A 20,654-nucleotide genomic window follows, 5' to 3' on the forward strand; every position below is an offset into this window, starting at 1 on the left:
ATGTGCTGTGAAAGTAAATAGGTTCATCTATATCGTTTTAACTACCTTAAAGATAATGAAATAAATCAAATTATGAGTATTTACGGATATTCAATTCGGATTTAATGATGTGAAGTCAATTATTTGCTACCCGTGATAATTTTTTGGCGATACCCCAAAGTGTTTTTTGAAGCTCACTGAGAAATGTGATGGTGTGCTAAATCCTGTAATATCAGCAATTTCGGAAATATTCATGTTGCCTTCCAAAATCAGCTCGGCAGCGCGGTTTAACTTGTAGGTTTTAAACAATACACCCGGATTTTCGCCAGTCAATCCTTTAACTTTATAGTAAAATTTTGTTCGCGAAATCTTCAATACATCAGTCATCCTGTTGATATTCAATTCCGAATTTGAAAGTTCATTCTCCATCAACTTATACAATTCGCTCATAAAAGTTTTGTCTTGTGGAGTAAGAATATCCTGTTCAATTTTTTCGGTTTTCGTAACACCTATCAACATACGCTGTGTCTTCTTTCGGTTACTTAGCTGAGAATTAATAAGCGCCAGCAAGTAATTCGGATCAAAAGGTTTGGTAACATAAGCGTCGGCGCCGGTGTTAAGTCCTTCAACCTGGTTTTCTACTGTGGCTTTTGCCGTAACCAGAACAATTGGAATATGGCAGAACGAAAGACTCTCTTTCACTTTTCTGCTGAATGTAAAACCATCAGTTCCCGGCATTACCACATCACAAAGAATCAGGTCAGGCTCGGTTTCGTTCAGTTCTTTAAACGCCGAATCGGCATCAAACTTATAAATAACATCGTAGTACGGCGACAACAAGGCTTTCAGGTAATGAATAATTTCCGATTCGTCATCAATAATCAGCAGCTTTTGTTTTTGCTTGTTATTATCATTGGCAAACTCATACTTATATTTTTTTTCCGGCGGGTAAGGAATATATTCATTTTGTTGAGCATCGGTTTCAGGTTGTCTTTCTTGGGGAGAATACGCCTGTTTCGATACCGGAAGTACAAACGTAAATGTTGCTCCTACTTCGTCGTTGTTATCGGCTTTAATATAACCGTGATGTATTTCAACCAAACGCCGCGAATAGTATAGCCCTATGCCGGTGCCCCAGTTGTAATATTCTTTTGTTTGATTATCGAGCTGATAATAGCGTTCGAATATTTTTTCCAGTTTATCTTCCGGAATACCTCTACCTGTGTCGCTGATCGCAACTTTTACCCATTGTGTGCTGGCATCCTGCACTGTTAACGGGAAAATACCGGCAATCTCGTCTCGCGAAATAACATCGAATGTGATATTGATTTTACCTTTTGAACCACTGAATTTTATTGCGTTGATAAGTAGGTTTGTTACAATCTTTTCCAGTTTATCCAGATCGAGCCACATTACAAACCGATCTTCCAAACCATAGGTGTTTATATCAATCTCTTTTTCTTTTGCGTTCAATTTAAAAATGTCGATGGTACGATTTAGCTCCGATATAATATCGAGGGTTTTTACCTTCAGTTTAAGCGTGTCGTTCTCCAGTTTATTAAAATCCATTAACTGATTTACCAATCGCAGCATTCGGTTTACACTGCGTTGTACAATGTATATCAGTTGTTTCGATTCATCTTTCAAACGGTCATCGTTACTCAAAATGGTTATCGGCCCGCTTATCATGGTTAATGGCGTTCTGAATTCATGAGATAAATTGGCGAAGAAACTCATGTTCATTTTATTCACCTTATGTTCCTGCTCAATTTCGATCTGCGCTTTCAGCGCTTTGTCTTTATTTGTTTTTATTCGACGTTGCATGCGCACAACAAGTACTACTACAAATAAAAACAGAATGGTATAAAACGACAGGGCTGGCCAGCTCAACCATGGAGCCGGTTTAATCCGTACAAAAATCTCGTTTTGGGTTTCGTTAATGGTGTTTTCGTTATTAAATATTTTTACCCGAAACGTATATTTTCCGGCCGGTAAGTTGGAATAATAGGCCTGTCGGCTGCTGTTGGCTTCTATCCAAACATTATCGTACCCATCCATTTTATAGGCATATTTTACCCGTTCATATTCGCCGTAATCAATAGCCGAAAACGAAATGGTAAAACTATTCTGGTTATAATTTAAAGTTATATCAGGGTTGTACGACAGGTGTTTATCGATGCTTGAGCTTGTGGCCGGCTGTTCAATTTTGTTGTGTATCTTAAGGTTTTCGAAAACCAGCGGAATATTTTGCTTGTAATTAATATCAATCGGGTTGAAAAAAGTTAATCCATGTGTTCCTCCAAAAACCAGCGTATTATCCGAAAGCCGGCAAACACTCTTTTCGTTAAACTGATTTCCTCCAATGCCGTCGGTGGCATAATAATTAATAAAGTGTTGGGTAGTCCGATCGAATTTACTTAGCCCAAACAAAGTGCCAACCCATATGTTACCGGCTACATCTTCAGTAATACTGCTGATATCGGTACAGCCAATTCCGTTTACCTGTTCAATGGTGTTGTTGCTGGTTGAAAGCCGGTAAACTCCATTGCTAATAGTGCCAATCCAAACATCTCCAACGGCATCTTCATAAAGACACACGGGAATAAAGGCTGTTTTTTTATTTAGATGTTTGATGGGGATGGGGGTAACTTCTCTCGAGTTGGCATCGATTAATTGTAGCTCATGATTAAAGGATGCAACCAAAATATTACCCGACGATAACGTTAACAAAGTCGGGGTAAAATTATATTCTTTTCCATATAAGTGAAATCGCTCGAAATACTCTTCGCCTTTGTTAAGAACGAAAATGGATTGATCCTTTCCACCCAGCCAGATAGTGCCTTTGGCATCTTCGGTAATCGATAATATGCCTGTAGGGAAATAGTAATGTTTTTTTCGCACCAGCTTCTCTTTTTCGAGGCGCATTTTAAGCAACATCCAATCTGATCGTACCCAAATGGTATTGTCGCTGCCAATATAAATGCTACCGGCGGTATGTTGAAACGAATCCCAAAATCCATACAATTCCTGGTTGGAGAAATGTTGGATTTCGTTGTTGTCGTTGCGGTACAACATAATACCATCTGAACGGGTAACAATCCATAAATTTTTGTCGTGGTCGGTAGACACCGAAAGAACAGACTTGCCTTTTAACTTCGATTGTAAGAACTGGTTGTTATTAAATCGTTCTTTATAGTGGTATATCACTTTATAGCCCTGATCGAAAGATCCCATCCATAGATTTTTTTGCGAATCGGTAAAAATGGAAATGATATCGAAGTCAGGTACAATAAAGGGAAATCCGCTTTCTGATTGATGAACAATGGTTTCGGTGAATTTATTGTAGATGAAAACTCCGTCTTTTTGGGTTAAAATTAATACCGCCGAGTTATTGTAAGGATGCATGCGGTAAATAATTGCATCTTTCAAAACCGGATGTTGAGCGATAGCTTGCGGAGCCTGCTCATATTTTCCTGTTCGGGTATCATAAACCTCTAAATTATGCCACGATGCAAGCCAAAGTTTTCCATTTTCATCGAGGTACGAAAACGTAGTGTACTTATCGCGTTTCAACTCTTGTTTTAACTCGTAATTATGACTGTTATAGCATTTTACCTGCCATGGAGTAACAACCCAAATATTATTTGATTTATCAACTAAACAGGAGGTCCCAAAATTCTGATGATCCAAATCCCTGATCACCGGCTCAAACTTATTCAGCTCTTCGTTGTAAACACAAATCTCAAAATTCAGGTTTAAAAAGAGCTTCCCATCATCGTCTTCAAAAAAATAGATGGAATTTTTACTTAAACTTTCAATCGGAATACGGTCAAAACAGTCCTGATCGTTGTATCTGCAAACACCATCTACAGTTGCTACCCATAGCCGTTTTTTCGAGTCAGTATAAATTTGTTGTATTCGGTTGTTTGGAATGCTTAATGAATCATCGGTACTGAAATATTGATGATACTCGTTAATATTGTATTTGTTGAGTCCCCGAATTGTGCCAATCCAGATATGTCCGAATGCATCTTCAGCAAATGAGGTTACCTGCTGATTGGATATTTCGTTTGAGACAACCAAATTCATTTCAGACTGGCTAAGCTCTTTTGGATTTCCCCAAACAAGAACCGATATTAAAATACTTAGTATAAAAAAGCTTGTTTTCTTCATTCGAATTCAATCTGGAATGTCAAAAATAGCAATAATCGCCACCTGCCTTCATTTTTTATGTTCAATGCTGCCGGGATTGTATAAATAGATAAGAATTTGAACAAATAGAAAAGTGGAATTGAACAGATACTAAAGTACTTAGCACAAAACGGAAAATTATTTGCAGCGGTAATGCCTAGCATTGTAACGTCAAATTTTAATGACGTTGAACCAATAGCTTATGAAGTCAATAAAACTAACCATTCTAATTTTTCTTGTTCTGAATTTTGGAGCGTGTACAACGACCAAGGATAATGTGCAGGCTACATTTACTTGTCATGAAATTGTAACATCTGCCACTTCCACTGTTGTTTCAACCGAAGCAGGTGAGGTTGCCGGGTATATTGAAGATGGCATTTATATATATAAGGGAATTCCTTATGCCGAAGCCGACCGCTTTATGCCGCCACATTCGCCTGCTCGCTGGGAAGGAGTAAGAAGCAGCCGCGCTTATGGTCCGGTTTGCCCGCAGGAAAAGCGAATGGGCTGGTATTCGGATGAGCAGGCTTTTGCTTTTGACTGGGACGATGGTTATGCCGACGAGAACTGCCTCCGCGTAAATATATGGACACAAGGGATTAACGATAAGAAAAAACGCCCGGTAATGGTTTGGTTGCATGGCGGTGGATATTCAGCCGGATCGGGGCAGGAGTTGCCGGCCTACGACGGAGCCGCGCTGTGTAAAAAGGGCGATGTGGTTCTGGTTTCGTTAAATCATCGCTTAAATGTTCTGGGTTTTCTTGATTTATCAGCTTTTGGCGAGAAATATGCAAAATCAGGAAATGTTGGTTTGCTCGATCTTGTAGAAGCTTTAAAGTGGATTAAAAACAATATTGAACAATTTGGTGGCGATCCGCAGAATGTTACCATTTTCGGTCAATCGGGCGGAGGAGGAAAAGTTAGTACACTAATGGCTACCCCGGCTGCCGCTGGTTTATTTGATAAGGCAATTGTGCAAAGCGGTTCTTTATTAAATAGTATGGAAGCCAGGTATTCCAGAAAAATAGGTTTGGCCACTTTGCAAGAACTTGGTTTAAAAGCATCGCAAATTGATGAGTTGGCAAAGCTACCTTATGAAAAATTGCTGGAAGCAGGAAACAAAGCAGTTTCAAAAGTAAGAGAAGAGGCCGGAACAGAAGGGCTTGATGCCTTACTTTTTGGGTGGGAACCAACGGTTGACGGAAATGTGTTGCCCTGGCAGCCTGCTGATATAAAAGCACTTGAACAATCAAAAAACATTCCTTTGCTGGTGGGAACCACCTTGCATGAGTTTACGGCAACTACCTACAATCCTGCATGGCGAACTATTGATAAGACCGGCGCCATAAATATACTTGAACAACGCTATGGTGAAAAAACACATGAATTCTTATCCGTTTTTGAAAAGGCCTATCCCAATTATCAAGCTAAAGATTTACTTGATGTAGATTTTCTTTTTCGTCCGAAAGCGGTTGAACAAGCATCGCTAAAATACAATATACAGGGTGCACCTGTTTATTCTTATCTGTTCACCTGGGAATCGCCGGTGTTGGATGGAATGTTTCGGTCAACACATTGTATGGAACTTCCCTTTGTATTTAACAATATTTCGCGTTGCCGAAAAATGACAGGTGGCGGCGAGGAGGCTCTTAAACTTGCCGATAAAATGAGTTTGGCCTGGATAAATTTTGCAAAAACCGGAAATCCAAACACAAATAACCTGCCCGAGTGGAAACCATATACTCCCGACAATGGAGCTACTATGCTTTTTAATAACAAATGCGAACTAAAATACAAGCATGATAAAGAATTGATTGAATTGGTGAATTCATTTCATTATCAGCTACTGGCGCAATAAACTAATATGATCTATCCTAATTTAATAGTAACTAAAATTTAAACTATGAAGTACTACAATTTAAGTCAAAAGCGGTATCGATTAATAGCGCAACGGCTTTTTTCAAAAATGCTGATCGTTATGTTTTTAATGATCTCTTCATTAGCATTTTCGCAAACCAATATTGAAGTAACAGGTACTGTATCGGGCGGTGACGGGGAGCTGTTACCCGGAGTTACGGTGCTTGTAAAGGGAACAACAAACGGCACAATTACCGACATTGATGGTAGCTATGCACTTAAAAATGTTCCTGCAGATGCTACTTTGCAGTTTTCGTTTATCGGCATGAAATCGACTGAAGTTGCAGTTGGTGGCCAAAGCCTTATTAATGTAACATTGGAAAGTGCCAACATCGCGCTTGAAGAGGTGGTTGCAATTGGTTATGGTGTTCAGAAAAAAAGCTCGGTTACCGGTGCTATTTCGCAGGTAAAGGCCGAAGACATGGAGAACCGCACCATTACCAATCCACTGCAGGCAATTGCCGGTAAAACTGCCGGAACACAGGTCTATTCCAACTCGGCAGCGCCGGGTAGTTCGCCAACAATCCGTATCAGGGGTATAAATTCTAACAATTCAATCTCTCCGCTATATGTAGTTGACGGGCGTATTGCCTCGTCGATTGCAGGTATTGAACCTAACGATATCGAGAGTATGGAAATTTTGAAAGATGCTGCATCAGCAGCGATTTATGGTGCTCAGGCCGGTAACGGAGTAGTTTTAATAACCACGAAAAAAGGTAAAAAGGGAATAGGTACCCTTTCTTACGATTTCCAATATACTATACAAAGTATAGGCAAAACGCCTCAGGTAATGAACTCTGAGCAATTTATCGATTATTGGACCGAAGCCGGCAAGTTTAGCATGGACCGTGTTTACCAATATTGGGATTTTGAGCAAAATACCGATTGGGTGAACGAGATTTTTGAATCGTCAATAATGCAGCGTCACAACATCAGCTTCCAGGGAGGAAACGAAAAAGGAAGTTATTATTTGTCAGGCAGTATATTGGATAACGACGGTATGGTTGTTGGCGATGCCGATACTTACAAACGCTATACCGGTATGATAAACACCAACTACAACATTAAGCCCTGGTTAGAAGTTGGCACAAACAATCAGTTGGAATACTACGAAAGAAGATCGGTTTCGGAAGGCTCGGAATACGGTTCGCTTATTCTGAGTACGTTGCAGCTCGATCCGATGACGGCAGTAACCTACACCGAAGATAATATGCCGGATAATATGGCATCTGCCCTGGCCAACTACCGGGCTACTGGTGTTGGAGAGCTGTTGAGCGATGGAAACGGTAACTACTACAGCGTTTCACCATTTCTTACCAGCGAAAACCTGAATCCGCTTATTATGCGCGATAATGCCTATTCAAAAAGTTCGGGTTTTAATATTAACGGAACAGCCTTTTTAAACCTGAAACCAATTGAAGGGCTTGTGGCAACAACACGTTTTTCGTACCTGCTAAGTGCCGGTGAAAGTTATGGCTATTCGCAGGATTATTATGCCAACTCCCAGTCGTATCAGAACTATATGGGATTAAACGCATCCAGTTCGAATAACATTCGGATTCAGTGGGAAAACTTTGCCACTTACAACCGTTCGTTCGATAAACACAACCTGACAGCGATGGTGGGTACATCGTTTACAAAAATCCGTTCATTTGGTGTTTCCGGAAGTAAAACCGGTACCGATGATGATTTTGGTGTACAACGAGATGATCCACGTTACTATTATTTTGCTTATGCTACTTCAGAGGCTATTAAAGATGTTTCAGGTGGCGAACCAACTTTACGAACTCAAAACGCTTATTTTGGGCGTTTCGGGTATAACTACGATGAAAAATACCTGGCAGAAATTGTAATGCGTACCGATGCTTTCGATTCGGCTTACCTGCCGTATGACAACCGTTGGGGCTACTTCCCCGGAGGATCTGTAGGTTGGGTAGTTTCTAAAGAATCATTTATGCAGGATGCTTCATCATGGATCGACTTTTTGAAATTGCGTGCCAGCTGGGGACAAAACGGTTCATTGGCCGGCCTGGGTAGTTTTGCCTACCGTACTGCTGTAACAAGCACCGGAAGTTATCCGTTTAGTTCCGATCCGGTATACAGTATTGGTTACAAACCATCAACAACCGGTAACCAGGAATTAAAATGGGAAACCAACGAACAAACCGACCTGGGTATTGATGCCCGATTTCTGAAAAGCAGGTTATCGATGACTTTTGACTATTTCGTTAAAAAAACCAAAGACCTGATTGTAACCGGAATTACTCCGTCTACCATTGTAGGTAATACAGCTTCGCCTATTAATGCAGGTAACATCGAAAACACCGGTTTTGAGTTGGAACTTGGGTGGAAAGACATGAAAGGTGATTTTTCCTATGATGTGAGAGGAAATATCTCATCAATTAAAAACAAAGTAACCAATATTCACGAATCGCTGGATTATATCCCCGGAACAGGTTTCCATACCACCAGTGGTATTACCCGTTTTGAAGTTGGGAAACCAGCCTGGTATTTTTATGGTTACGAGTTTGAAGGCATCGATGCTGCTACCGGAGATCCTGTTTTTGTGGATCAAAATTCGGATGATATCATGAACGACGATGATAAAGTTGACCTGGGAAAAGGTATGCCTGATCTGACTTACGGTATTACTTTAAATGCAGCATATAAAGGTTTTGATGCAATCGTGTTCGGTCAGGGATCGTATGGAAATGATATTTACTCTTGTTTGAACCGTACTGATTATGCCGTTAACAGTTTAACCTATTTTACTGAAAACAGATGGACCGCGGATAACACGAACGGAATAAGACCTCGTGCAGGAGCTAATGATCTGGATAAATATTATACCTCTTCGGCTGCAGTTTTCGATGGTTCATATTTCAAAATCAAACAAATTCAGTTAGGTTACACACTTCCTAATGCTGTACTTAATAAAATGGGTATTAACAGACTGAGGGTTTATGCCTCGCTTGAAGATTACTTCACCTTTACAAAATATAAAGGTTTCGACCCGGAAGTTACAGGTGTTGGAAACGCATTGGGAGTTGATAAAGGAAGTTATCCGAACTCAAAGAAAATCATATTTGGTTTTAATGTGTCATTCTAATCTTAACCAAAAAATCGAATTAAAATGAAACGAATAACATTAATATATTTAGCCGCCATTGCAATGGTTTTCACCATGCTTTCGTGCGAAGATGAATTGGATATAGTGCAAAAAGGTGCTATTAGTTTAGAAGAATATTATGGCAGCGACGAAAGTGCTGAAGGTGCAGTAACCGCAATTTATGGCGAATTGCGTGGAATGATGTACAATTACAAATTCCTGAAAAATATTTGTTCAGATGATGTATGGGCTGGTGGTGCCGACCGTGGCGATAACAACGATCTGGAAAAAATGAACGAATTTACCTTTAGTGCCGAACACGGTTTTCTTTCGGGATGTTTCCAGAGCTACTACAATATTATCTACAATGCCAATATTGTGATGCAATATATCCAACCCGATTCAGATGTTAAAAAGCAAATGATTGCTGAAGCAAAAGTATTTCGTGCATTGGCTTATATCGATCTCATTTCGTTGTGGGGAACGCCTCCTTTGGTAGATCATCCGCTGGATCCGTCGGAATATCAAAAGACAAACGGAGATCCGGCGGAATTATGGGCCTTGGTTGAAACCGATTTAACTGAAGCCATTGCCTCGGGAAGTTTGATGGAAAAATCTGGCGTAAATGATAAGTCGGTTTACCGTGTTACCAAACAATTTGCACAAACGTTATTAGGTAAAGCCTACTTGTACCAAGGGAAAAATTCGGAATCGGCTGCAGCTTTCGAATCAGTAATCAGCTCAAATCTTTACGCTTTATATGAGGGCGAATATGATGATATCTTTGCTTTCTCGAATAAGAACAATAGCGAATCGATGTTTGAGGTGAACCGTGTTGTAGATGCAAACAACGTTTGGGATAACTTCGATTTTTGGCATTTAATGATTCATTTCCGTACCGACCGTTTTACAACTAAACCGGTTACGGCTTTGGGATTAGCAGATCTGGGCTGGGGCTTTTGTTTACCACAAAAGGAATTGTATGATGCATTTGTTGCTGAAGAAGGCGAAGACGGATATCGTTTGAACCGTACGCTGAAAACCTATGAGCAAATTCAGGAAATGGGAGCAAGCATGGATGCCGGAAAAACAATTATTGCTGAAGGATATTTTTTCTGGAAAACAAGAATAACCAAAGATGCAGTACCGGCAGCAGGTTCTAACTTCACCTGGGATCACAACGTGCGTATTATGCGCTATGCCGATGTGCTTCTTATGGCGGCAGAAGCCAATTTGCTGGCAGGTAACCAAAGCAAGGCCGATACTTACCTGAATAAAGTTCGTTCACGTGCTAAATTGGAGAATAAAACTGCAACAATGGAGGCCATTAAAACTGAGCGTAGACTTGAACTCTGTTTCGAGGATGTTCGCTACCAGGATTTAATTCGCTGGGGCGATGCCGAATCAGCATTGTCAGCTCAGGGAAAAGAGTATCCGGTTATGTCTTCAAACGGAGCTGTTACTTTTAAATCAACCGGAAACAGCGAAGGAAAATACGGATTTCAGGAACGAAATACCTTGTTCCCGTTTCCATCAACCGAGATTCAGTTAAATAAAAATATTGTTCAAAACCCGGGTTGGTAATTTCTCCGGTTTACAGAACTTAAAAAAATAAAAATAAATCATATGAAATGAGCATGAGTATGGAATTCACACCAGTAGAGATAATTACATCTCATGCGAATTCCATCTTTTGCCATAAAAAATTTAAAATTCAAAACAGATGAAAACTATATGGAAATTATTGATGTTCCTCCTGGCCGCCAATTTTGTGCTGGTTTCGTGCGAGGAAGATTCGCTAGATCCACTTACCGGGAAATATTCACCTCCCGAGGTGTATGATCTTACTGTACTTGGAACACAGGACCGGGTAAAAGATGGTCCGCTTTATACATTCTCTGTAAATTTGACGGACGAGGGGTCGAATACTTTAAGTATGAAACTTTTTTCAACCGAATATATATTGCCGGCTTCTGACTTTACGCCAAGTAACCAAGCCGCTAATAAAACCTATTTGCTTGGAACAGAGGGCACAACTTTTAACGGACAACAAATTACGGACGGTACAATAAGTATTGCAGCTCAGGACAGTAATTATACTGTTAGCGGAATTCTTTATCTGGCCGATGAAACCGTGCTTAAACTTACCGGAGCATTTACTTATGCTTATCAACCCGATCCGTACACGCCAACCTTCACTTACACGGATGAAACAGCATCTCCGGCAATGGGTGGTGCGCAAGGAGCAACACCTATTGAAGGAAGCACAATGCACAAAATTACGGTTTTTGCAGATGATGTTTTTTATGCATATTTGGAACTTGTTGCCGATGCAAATGCAACATCACTTTCAGGAACCTACTCGGTGAAAGATGGAATTGATGCCATTGGCCAGTTGTCAAATGGATATTATGTTGACCTTACGTGGTATGGTATGGAAGGTGTAATGGTTGGTGGCTCTTATTACATGAACGGTGAAAACACGATGTACCTGCGCGAGGGGGAAGGTGGTATTACCATTCTAGATAATGGCGGAACATTAACAATTACAGGAGACAATCTTGGTATTTTAAATCTTGAGGCATTGATTAGCTCCGGGGGAGCAACATGGTCAGTGCTAGAAACACCGGGAAGTGTGAATATTACAGATGCTACCCAATTATAATACAGGAAATTATTCACTGATAAACTATTAATAATAAAATGAAATTAAAAATCTCAATTACCAGTTTGGTAGTCATGCTTCTCGGATTTAATATTTACGCGCAGCAAGCACTTTGGGGAGGACAACAAATTATCTCCCCTGAAATAAACAGCGATAACAGTGTTACGTTTCGCTTTAATGCGCCTAATGCCGATACAGTACAAATTACCGGCGATTTCTTGCCAACAGAGAAAATTAATACGCAGTGGGGAGTTTTCGATGGCCCCGGAAAAGCATTGTTGAAAAAGGATGCAAACGGCATATGGAGTTTTACTTCACAACCTCTGGAGTCTGATCTGTATAGCTACTCATTTAGCGTAGATGGTGTAACCAATACCGATCCGAATAATGTTTATATGATTCGCGACGTGGCTTCAATTACTGATGTTTTTATTGTTGGTGGTGGAAAAGGCGATTTGTACAATGTGCAGGATGTGCCACATGGCTCGGTTACACGACGTTGGTACGATTCTCCGGGAAATGATATTAAGCGACGCATTACCATTTATACGCCTCCGGGTTACGAAGAAAGTAAGGATAAATATCCGGTTTTGTATTTGCTACACGGAATGGGTGGCGACGAAGAAGCGTGGATTGCTCTTGGACGAACTTCTCAGATTTTGGATAACCTGATTGCGCAGGGAAAAGCAAAACCTATGATCGTGGTTATGCCCAACGGCAATGTAGCTCAGCAAGCAGCTCCCGGCGAATCACCAAAAGGATTGTACAAACCAAACATGCAATTGCCAAACACCATGGATGGTACGTATGAATCAACATTTATGGATATTGTGAAATTTGTTGAAAGCAATTATCGGGTGAAGGCCGACAAACCCGACCGTGCCATTGCAGGTCTTTCTATGGGAGGCTACCATTCTTTGCACATTTCACGCTATTATCCGGATACTTTTGATTACGTTGGTTTGTTTTCCGCTGCAATTATGCCGGATGCCGCAATGAAGTCGAAAGTTTATGAGAATTTTGACGAAACACTAAAAGCCCAAATAGATAACGGGTACAAGCTGTATTGGATTGGAATTGGCAAAACCGATTTTTTGTATCAGAACAACACAGACTATCGTGCCAAACTTGATAGTATGGGAATGAAATACACCTATGTGGAAACTGAAGGCGGTCATGTTTGGACTAATTGGCGGATTTACCTCAGTGAATTTGTTCCATTACTTTTTAAATAAAATACCGATCCGGTGCTTTAGTATCGGATCTTTTATTACCTGCTTAAGATCTAAATTATCAACATAGTAAACTAAAACAAATGAAAAAGACATTTTTACTAGTCGTTGCGAGTCTTGCAATCATGCTGGGAGCAAATGCACAGGAGTTAACTAACTTTATGAATAGGGAACCAATTGTTTCACCGGAAATAGGTGAAAGTCAGGTGACCTTTCGGTTTTTGGCACCCAAAGCTGATACTGTAAAAATTACCGGGGGATTTACGCCTACCGTTAAAATGAAAACTTTGTTTGGCGAAATGGATGTGCCGGGAAGCCTTGATCTAACAAAAGATGAAAAAGGCTTGTGGTCGATTACACTGCCATTGCCAGAGCCCGAATTATATACCTACAGTTTTATTGTAGATGGTACAACCGTAAACGATCCGAGGAATACTTTTATGCAGCGCGATGGCTCGCGTTACCTAAGCGTACTGCTGGTGCCGGGAGAAAAAACAGAGAATTATTTTGAAGCCGAAAAACGCGGAAATCTGCATCAGGTGTGGTACGATTCTCCAACATTAAAAATAAACAGGAGAATGTTTGTTTACACGCCTTATGGCTACGAAAACAGCAATAAAAGCTATCCGGTTTTATACCTGCTTCACGGGGGCGGTGGCGACGAAGATGCCTGGACTTCTATGGGACGTACCCGTCAGATTTTGGATAACTTGATTGAAAAAGGCCTTGCCGAACCGATGATTTGTGTGATGCCCAACGGAAATCCAAATCAAATGGCAGCGCAAACTACACAATTGCCTGTAAGCGATGTGGATTACAGAGATCCGTCGAACAGGAATAACTATGTCCACAGTATTGTTAAGGATATTGTACCCTACATTGAAAAGAATTACCGTGTTATTGCCGATCCTGATCATCGTGCTATTGCCGGTCTTTCAATGGGCGGTGGTCACACCATTGCTGCAGCTAACGAATATCCCGGAATGTTCCAGTATATCTGCCCGCTAAGTATGGGAATTAGGGGCGAACAACCCGATATTGATGAAAAGCTGCAAGGATTAAAAAAAGCAGGTTACAAACTTTATTGGCTGGCTTGTGGCAACACCGATTTTCTTTATGAAAGTGCACAAAAGCTGGATGCCAAACTAACGGAGAATGGCTTGGAACACACTTTCTACGTTACAGAGGGAGGGCATACCTGGGCCAACTGGCGTGTTTATTTAAATACATTTGCCCCGCTTTTATTCAAGTAGCATTATTTATACATAAGTTAGATGTTTAAGGCAACAACGCTCAAATTTCCTTAAAAGTAAAAGTTTAAAGAAATAGTTGTTGCCTTTTTTTCGCCTCCAAATGAACAAGGTCATATTTCGTACATCTTTATTTATTTTTGTTATTTCGAAGAACCTAAATTTTAACTATGAAACGAACATGAATTTTCCTCATTCTAAATTCACAAACAAGAATGATTAAAATTTATGTGAGTTCCTGAATGTATTCAAATTTTTTGAACATTCAGAAATCAAAAAATTTTAAACAGATGAAAATCCAGTATCTATTATTCATTGCATTTCTAAATGTATCGTTACTATCTTTTGCTCAAAGCAATAAAGGAACAGTAGTTACCGATACGCTTTATTCCAAAAACCTGGAAAACGATTTTGGCGAGAATCCTAGCCGGGCTGTTTCGGTTTATCTTCCTCCCAACTATCAAAACAGCGATCAGCATTATCCGGTTATCTATTTTCTGCATGGTTTTATGGGCGATAATAAAATGATGGACATGATGGCGAGTCTGCTTGATTATGCGATTGCCGATAAAAAAATAAAACCTTTTATAATGGTTATTCCCGACGAAAAAACCACTTACCAGGGAAGTTTCTATAGTAACTCGGGTGTTTTTGGGAACTGGGAAGATTTTACGGCTTTCGACCTCGTGAAGTATATGGATGAAAATTACCGTACTATTCCGAAAAAAGAAAGCCGTGGAATTACCGGCCACAGCATGGGCGGATATGGCGCATTAAAAATGGCCATGCACCATCCTGATATATTTAGTACGGTTTATGCAATTAGCCCGGGAGCCTTAACCATTGTTGCCGAGTATGGGCCAAACAGCAATACTTTCAGGGAATTGTCGGCAATAAAAACAATTGAGGGATTAAAAAAATCCTATTTTGGCGCAGTGATGATGGCCTTTGGCCGTGCATGGTCGCCAAATCCCGATAAGCCTCCGTTTTATTGCGATTTTCCGTTTGTTTACAACGACGATAAGCTCACGGTTAATCAGGAGGTGTTGCAGAAATGGTACGACAATATGCCTGTTCATATGATTGATGAGAACCTTGAAAACCTGCAACAGCTAAAAGCCATAAAACTCGACTGGGGACGAAATGCCGGCGACCGCTTTACGCTGCAGTGCGATATGTTTAGCCAACGTTTGGAAAATGTTGGAATCACCCATTTTGCTGAAGAATATATTGGTACGCACGGCAGTGGAATTTATACCAAAGAAGGGCGTATTCCTCAACAAGTATTGCCGTTTTTTGATTTCTATTTAGAGTTTTCAGAATAAAATTTCTGGTTTATTGATATCGAAAGAGGCTGTCCGGAGTTACTTTTCAGACAGCCTCTTGGTGCTTATGGTAAGCCCGATTTATTGAACTTCTCTGTTGTTTTCATAATTCTTGCTTTTATACATTGTATTTTCCATCTGCTTCTGGCTGGTATTCAATGCGCTGTATTGTAATGTCCACTTCGCCCTTGGGCGCGCTAAACTGAACGATATCTCCAACTTTATACCCCAGCAAAGCACTTCCTAACGGAGAAAGCACTGAGACATATTTTTTCTTAAAATCAGCCTCGTGGGGATAAACTATTTTTACCATCATTGTTGATTTTGTTTCTTCGTTAATTACCTGAACAACTGAATTCATTGTGACAAACTCGGGTGTTATCGATTTGGAATCCACTTTTTCAGCCCGGTATAGTTCGTTGGCAAGAAAAGTAAGATTTTTAACCTCAATACTTTTGTCATTTCGTGCGGCTTGAATAAGTTTACTTATCCTCAAATAGTCAAGTTGTGTAATTTTTATATTTCCTTTCATGTTATTTAATTTGCGTACGGGATCTCTAATAGATCAGTTAAATCTGCTGGTATTATTACGGGATAAACAATCGATTTTTCGATATGTAATTTCTGCAACGTATCTTTATACTGAAAACACACCTGGTTTCCTTCTTTAGCTCCCAAACAGGCAATCGCAATCGGATTATAAATCGATATATCAGAGCTATTCTGAATGTTGTGAGGCAATACAATTCTAACCAGTTGCTTTTTATTGTGCTCAGTTACCAAAATAAACGCTGAGTTTAACCTGATAATCTTTTCGGAGATATTCGCCGGATTATATTTCTTTGAAAATGTGATCATCATGAATAACTTATGAAAATTAGAAGGTGCGATGTGAGGTTTGCCTAAATCGTTATTTAAAAGACTTAGAATCTCATGATAATCGCTGTTTGTAATAGCTTTGTTATGCCATTCAAATGCTGCGATAGCTTGTTTTGATGTTTTATTATTATTCATTTCTTGAGTGAAATTAATAAAATTATAACAATAACGAATACGACTTAAAAAATAACGAATACGATTTAAATTTACAGTGCGTTATATTTGCGTGAAATGATTTTGATAATGTTTATTGCAAATCTTTTGAAGCGCTTAAACTGCCACTTTTCCTTTTATTTTATTCCAAACTTCTTTAATGGTATTTCCATGGCAGTTTCCCTCATCAATTTCTAAAACAACTTTATGGTTAATTGTTGCATTCTGAATTAGCAGGTTATAAGGGAGGATCCCAAGTGGTTTATGGTGTATGGACTCCGATTCAATTATATTCTCACAGTTCTCTTCGGTTTTTGTATATACAAATCCAAGGCGTTTTCTACTTTCCGGTGCGGTTTCTAAGTAACTTTTTAACTCGGTTTCTATTAATGGTTTCCCTTCTGAAAAGACTACAGAATAATCAGAACCAGAGATGATTTGTTTAATTTCATTTAAATAATTACCAAACGGAAAATAGACAATTAAATAGTTACAATTTTTAAGAGAATTGAGTGATTTAATGTATGCTATTACATTTTTAATGAGTTGAATACCTGGTTTTTCAGGAAACTGTAAACTTCTGATATACAGATTATGAAATCGGCAAAAGAAAATTTCTAATTCATAAAAGTTTTTGTTGTTGAAGTAATTAAATTTTGCGTATTTGTTCGTTTCCTCTAAGGTAGGTGTAATCCCTAATAAACACTCCAAAATACTGTGCTTATTCGTGTCGAGTATAATTAAGTTTTCTCTCTCAATCATAGCAAACGAACTTAAGTATTGGCTGATCCCCGTACCCCTTGTAAGCTCAATCATCGATAAGGTTTTCATATTTAATTACATCTAATTTTCTCTTATATTTGTATAACAAAGAGTGTGCCATGTGTCGGATACGATGTAAATAATATCGATATAGATGTAGGGTGGTGACTGGTATCTAAAAAATATTCGAAATAAACTATGGATAGTAAATACAAAGCAATTAAGCAGCTTATTGATTTTTGGGCTTTATACGAAGACGAAGAAAAAGGTGAGCAAACTTTATTGAATTTTTCACAATGGATAATTGACCAGATTGAAAGGGAAAAGATTTCTGATACAAAAATCAGAACAAGAAATGAAAATAAATCGCGCTCAGAAAGTTTGGACTATCTAAACCGGCTCGACCCATTATCTCGTTTTCAGGAACACATATTACGAATTGCGAGGTTGGAAGAGTTTTATTTACGGAAATATTTGGTTGACTTACCATTGAACTCCAGATTAGAATATCTTTTCCTGTTTACTGTTGATAGTTTGGAAAAGGCTAAAAAAACAGACCTTATTAATATTCATTTGGTTGAATATACTACGGGAATGGATACAATAAGACGATTAATAAAAAATAAATTGTTATATGAACTGCCTGATGTGCAGGATAAAAGAGCAAAATTGCTCGTGCTGACCAAGGAAGGAGATGGGGTTTTAAAAAGAGCCAACCGGAGAATGGATGAAGCACGAGATAAATTCTTATTATGTATTAGCCCGAACAAATGGAAAAAAGCATTACCCGTTTTAAATGAGATTGATGCATTCCATAGCGAGATATACTTAAATCACTACGATAAACCTTTTTCCGAGATATCGAACCTAATGGATTCGTTGAAACATTTAAATAAATAACACAAATTGTTGTGTTTGATCTGAAATTCGAACAAAACTATAACTGATGAACAAATTAAAAATTTACCTTTTTTTACTGGTTCTACTGGGTGTTTCCAGCTCCTGTTTAACAGATAAAAAAAACACGCCACAAAACTCAAATAAGCCCAATATCGTTATTATTTATCTCGATGATCTTGGCTATGGCGATTTAAGTGCCTATGGTGCAACAGAAATTCAGACGCCAAATATCGATCGATTAGCAAATCAAGGCGTAATGTTTACTGATGGTCACTCTTCTTCGGCAACCTGTACTCCTAGCCGTTATGCCTTGTTAACCGGCGTTTATCCGTGGCGAAATAAGGATGCAAAAATTTTACCGGGTACCGCACCATTAATTATTGATACGGCACAAGTAACCCTTCCAAAAATGTTAAAACAGCAGGGATATACTACCGGAGTGGTTGGAAAATGGCACCTCGGGCTGGGGAGCGGCCAGGTAAATTGGAACGAGCATGTTTCGCCGGGGCCAAATGAAATCGGTTTCGATTATTCGTACATAATGGCTGCTACGCAAGATCGTGTGCCTACGGTTTATCTCGAAAATGGTTTGGTTGAAGGGCTTGACCTGAATGACCCGATAGAAGTGAGTTATAGCAGTAATTTCGAGGGAGAACCAACCGGAAAAGACAATCCCGAATTGCTAACCATGAAATGGCATCACGGACATAACAATTCAGTTGTTAATGGTATTCCGCGAATTGGCTTTATGAAAGGAGGAGAGAACGCCAAATGGAGCGATGTGGATATGGCAGACCACTTTCTTGCAAAAGCACAAGACTACATTAAGCAACACAAAAACGAGCCTTTCTTTTTGTATTATGCCTTGCAGCAACCCCATGTTCCACGTACGCCACATCCTCGGTTTGTTGGCAGTACCAATCTTGGGCCGCGTGGCGATGTAATTGTGGAGGCCGACTGGTGTATTGGCGAATTTTTGAAAACGCTGGAAGATGAGGGAATTCTGGAAAATACACTGATTATTTTCTCAAGCGACAATGGCCCCGTACTCAACGATGGATATTACGATGATGCTGTTGAGCGAATTGGCAACCACGATCAAAACGGCGGATTACGAGGTGGAAAGTACAGTTTGTTTGAAGCAGGAACCCGTGTTCCGTTCATAACTTACTGGAAAGGGAAAATCGAACCTAAAAAATCGGATGCGTTAATCAGTCAGATTGATATTCTCGCATCGGTTGCGAAACTGACAGGTGCTGATTTGAATTCATCGGATAGTGAAGAGTTATTGGATGTGTTACTGGGAAAATCGGATGACGGACGTGATCAACTCATCCTGGAAGCATCAACACGCACCGCATATCGCAAAGGAAACTGGTTGATGATTCCTCCATATAAAGGGCCGGCAGTTGCAGCGCAGGTAAATATTGAACTGGGAAATTCACCGGATTTCCAGTTGTATGATCTGGGTGCAGACATCGGTCAGCAGGAGAATCTGGCAAAAAGTAATCCTGACAAACTAGAGGATATGCTTGCTGGTTATAAGGAAATTATGGGAGTCTTGCATTCAGAGGTGGAGGCACTTGAATTAAAATAGCAGAAGAGAATATAACTCTGCAATTGTTTTTAAATTCAGGAAAAGCAGCCGTTTTTTAGAGTTTGAAACAACTCAGTATAAGTGTTAAAGCATTTGTTAGATTACTACCTTTGCCACAGCACCTCATTTTTGTAGAACAATAAACATAAGCAGTTAATGAAAATACTCCATACATCCGATTGGCACCTCGGTAAGAAGCTTGATGATTTTTCCAGAATGGAAGAACAACAAGCTGTTTTGCAAGAAATTTGTGAAATTGCGGACCACGAACAAGCAGATGCTGTGTTGGTGGCAGGCGATTTATTCGATACGTTTAACCCGCCCACGGAAGCGGTCGACTTGTTGTACAAAACTTTGAAGCGCTTAACGCAGAATGGTCGCCGTCCGGTAATTGCCATTGCCGGCAACCACGACTCACCCGACCGCATTGAGGCACCCGATCCGCTGGCACGGGAATGCGGGATAATTTTTGCCGGCTATCCAAATTCCCGTATTGCTTCGTTTGAACTGGAATCAGGTATGAAAGTGTTAAACAGCGAAGATGGTTTTCTGGAAGTACAACTCCCGGAAACTCCCGTGCCTTTGCGAATATTACTTACGCCTTATGCCAACGAATACCGCCTGAAAACCTGTCTGGAAGTGGAAAACAGCGAAGACGAATTAAGAGCAGTACTTCAGAAAAAGTGGGAAGCACT

14 protein-coding genes are annotated in these 20,654 nt (G+C 39.8%); 10 read left to right on the plus strand and 4 right to left on the minus strand.

What is annotated here, in order from left to right:
- Positions 1 to 126: 126 nt before the first annotated feature.
- Complete coding sequence (locus BMW53_RS19435; RefSeq protein ID WP_074781131.1) at positions 127 to 4,152, minus strand: hybrid sensor histidine kinase/response regulator transcription factor; 4,026 nt, start codon at positions 4,150 to 4,152, stop codon at positions 127 to 129.
- A gap of 220 nt (positions 4,153 to 4,372) precedes the next feature.
- Here BMW53_RS19435 and BMW53_RS19440 point away from each other — a divergent pair, with 220 nt between their 5' ends.
- From BMW53_RS19440 to BMW53_RS19470, 7 genes are all read left to right on the plus strand, one after another.
- Positions 4,373 to 6,028 (plus strand): carboxylesterase/lipase family protein, encoded by a 1,656-nt coding sequence (locus tag BMW53_RS19440; RefSeq protein ID WP_038554264.1) that lies wholly within the window; start codon positions 4,373 to 4,375, stop codon positions 6,026 to 6,028.
- A gap of 45 nt (positions 6,029 to 6,073) precedes the next feature.
- Positions 6,074 to 9,196, plus strand: a complete 3,123-nt coding sequence (locus BMW53_RS19445) for a SusC/RagA family TonB-linked outer membrane protein (protein WP_217643008.1) — start codon at positions 6,074 to 6,076, stop codon at positions 9,194 to 9,196.
- Between the two features lie 24 nt (positions 9,197 to 9,220).
- Positions 9,221 to 10,780 carry a RagB/SusD family nutrient uptake outer membrane protein gene (locus BMW53_RS19450; RefSeq protein ID WP_038554258.1) on the plus strand — a complete coding sequence of 520 codons (1,560 nt, stop codon included), beginning with the start codon at positions 9,221 to 9,223 and terminating at the stop codon, positions 10,778 to 10,780.
- A 139-nt stretch (positions 10,781 to 10,919) separates the two neighbouring features.
- Positions 10,920 to 11,861 (plus strand): hypothetical protein, encoded by a 942-nt coding sequence (locus BMW53_RS19455; RefSeq protein ID WP_038554249.1) that lies wholly within the window; start codon positions 10,920 to 10,922, stop codon positions 11,859 to 11,861.
- A 38-nt stretch (positions 11,862 to 11,899) separates the two neighbouring features.
- Positions 11,900 to 13,096, plus strand: a complete 1,197-nt coding sequence (locus BMW53_RS19460) for an esterase (RefSeq protein ID WP_038554246.1) — start codon at positions 11,900 to 11,902, stop codon at positions 13,094 to 13,096.
- A gap of 80 nt (positions 13,097 to 13,176) precedes the next feature.
- Positions 13,177 to 14,346, plus strand: a complete 1,170-nt coding sequence (locus BMW53_RS19465) for an esterase (protein WP_038554244.1) — start codon at positions 13,177 to 13,179, stop codon at positions 14,344 to 14,346.
- A 287-nt stretch (positions 14,347 to 14,633) separates the two neighbouring features.
- On the plus strand, positions 14,634 to 15,668 hold the full coding sequence (locus tag BMW53_RS19470) for an alpha/beta hydrolase (protein ID WP_038563458.1): 1,035 nt from the start codon (positions 14,634 to 14,636) through the stop codon (positions 15,666 to 15,668).
- 118 nt (positions 15,669 to 15,786) lie between these two features.
- Here BMW53_RS19470 and BMW53_RS19475 read toward each other — a convergent pair whose 3' ends face one another.
- From BMW53_RS19475 to BMW53_RS19485, 3 genes are all read right to left on the minus strand, one after another.
- Complete coding sequence (locus BMW53_RS19475; protein ID WP_038554241.1) at positions 15,787 to 16,200, minus strand: GreA/GreB family elongation factor; 414 nt, start codon at positions 16,198 to 16,200, stop codon at positions 15,787 to 15,789.
- Positions 16,201 to 16,205: 5 nt separating this feature from the next.
- A complete protein-coding gene (locus BMW53_RS19480) occupies positions 16,206 to 16,682 on the minus strand; it encodes a hypothetical protein (protein WP_038554238.1) in 477 nt (158 codons plus the stop codon).
- Between the two features lie 135 nt (positions 16,683 to 16,817).
- The gene (locus BMW53_RS19485; RefSeq protein WP_139178276.1) at positions 16,818 to 17,531 is read right to left on the minus strand and encodes a hypothetical protein; all 714 of its coding nucleotides are present in this window, start codon (positions 17,529 to 17,531) and stop codon (positions 16,818 to 16,820) included.
- Between the two features lie 129 nt (positions 17,532 to 17,660).
- On the opposite strand from BMW53_RS19485, the gene BMW53_RS19490 reads away from it, so the two are divergent.
- From BMW53_RS19490 to BMW53_RS19500, 3 genes are all read left to right on the plus strand, one after another.
- A complete protein-coding gene (locus BMW53_RS19490; RefSeq protein WP_038554232.1) occupies positions 17,661 to 18,362 on the plus strand; it encodes a MarR family winged helix-turn-helix transcriptional regulator in 702 nt (233 codons plus the stop codon).
- 46 nt (positions 18,363 to 18,408) lie between these two features.
- Entirely contained in the window at positions 18,409 to 19,959 is a 1,551-nt protein-coding gene (locus BMW53_RS19495; protein ID WP_038554229.1) for a sulfatase family protein, read from the plus strand.
- A 156-nt stretch (positions 19,960 to 20,115) separates the two neighbouring features.
- On the plus strand, positions 20,116 to 20,654 hold a 539-nt coding region (locus BMW53_RS19500), incomplete at its 3' end, for a metallophosphoesterase family protein (protein ID WP_139178278.1).

The sequence above is a fragment of the Draconibacterium orientale genome (genome assembly GCF_900111425.1).
In the GTDB taxonomy this organism is placed as follows: domain Bacteria; phylum Bacteroidota; class Bacteroidia; order Bacteroidales; family Prolixibacteraceae; genus Draconibacterium; species Draconibacterium orientale.

What these genes read in the sequence shown, in the direction of transcription:
- BMW53_RS19450 (WP_038554258.1), top strand. Translation starts at nt 9,221, where the DNA reads ATGAAACGAATAACATTAATATATTTAGCCGCCATTGCAATGGTTTTC.
- BMW53_RS19485 (WP_139178276.1), bottom strand. Translation starts at nt 17,531, where the DNA reads ATGAAAACCTTATCGATGATTGAGCTTACAAGGGGTACGGGGATCAGC.
- BMW53_RS19465 (WP_038554244.1), top strand. Translation starts at nt 13,177, where the DNA reads ATGAAAAAGACATTTTTACTAGTCGTTGCGAGTCTTGCAATCATGCTG.
- BMW53_RS19455 (WP_038554249.1), top strand. Translation starts at nt 10,920, where the DNA reads ATGAAAACTATATGGAAATTATTGATGTTCCTCCTGGCCGCCAATTTT.
- BMW53_RS19460 (WP_038554246.1), top strand. Translation starts at nt 11,900, where the DNA reads ATGAAATTAAAAATCTCAATTACCAGTTTGGTAGTCATGCTTCTCGGA.
- BMW53_RS19495 (WP_038554229.1), top strand. Translation starts at nt 18,409, where the DNA reads ATGAACAAATTAAAAATTTACCTTTTTTTACTGGTTCTACTGGGTGTT.
- BMW53_RS19490 (WP_038554232.1), top strand. Translation starts at nt 17,661, where the DNA reads ATGGATAGTAAATACAAAGCAATTAAGCAGCTTATTGATTTTTGGGCT.
- BMW53_RS19440 (WP_038554264.1), top strand. Translation starts at nt 4,373, where the DNA reads ATGAAGTCAATAAAACTAACCATTCTAATTTTTCTTGTTCTGAATTTT.
- BMW53_RS19480 (WP_038554238.1), bottom strand. Translation starts at nt 16,682, where the DNA reads ATGAATAATAATAAAACATCAAAACAAGCTATCGCAGCATTTGAATGG.
- BMW53_RS19475 (WP_038554241.1), bottom strand. Translation starts at nt 16,200, where the DNA reads ATGAAAGGAAATATAAAAATTACACAACTTGACTATTTGAGGATAAGT.
- BMW53_RS19470 (WP_038563458.1), top strand. Translation starts at nt 14,634, where the DNA reads ATGAAAATCCAGTATCTATTATTCATTGCATTTCTAAATGTATCGTTA.
- BMW53_RS19445 (WP_217643008.1), top strand. Translation starts at nt 6,074, where the DNA reads ATGAAGTACTACAATTTAAGTCAAAAGCGGTATCGATTAATAGCGCAA.
- BMW53_RS19435 (WP_074781131.1), bottom strand. Translation starts at nt 4,152, where the DNA reads ATGAAGAAAACAAGCTTTTTTATACTAAGTATTTTAATATCGGTTCTT.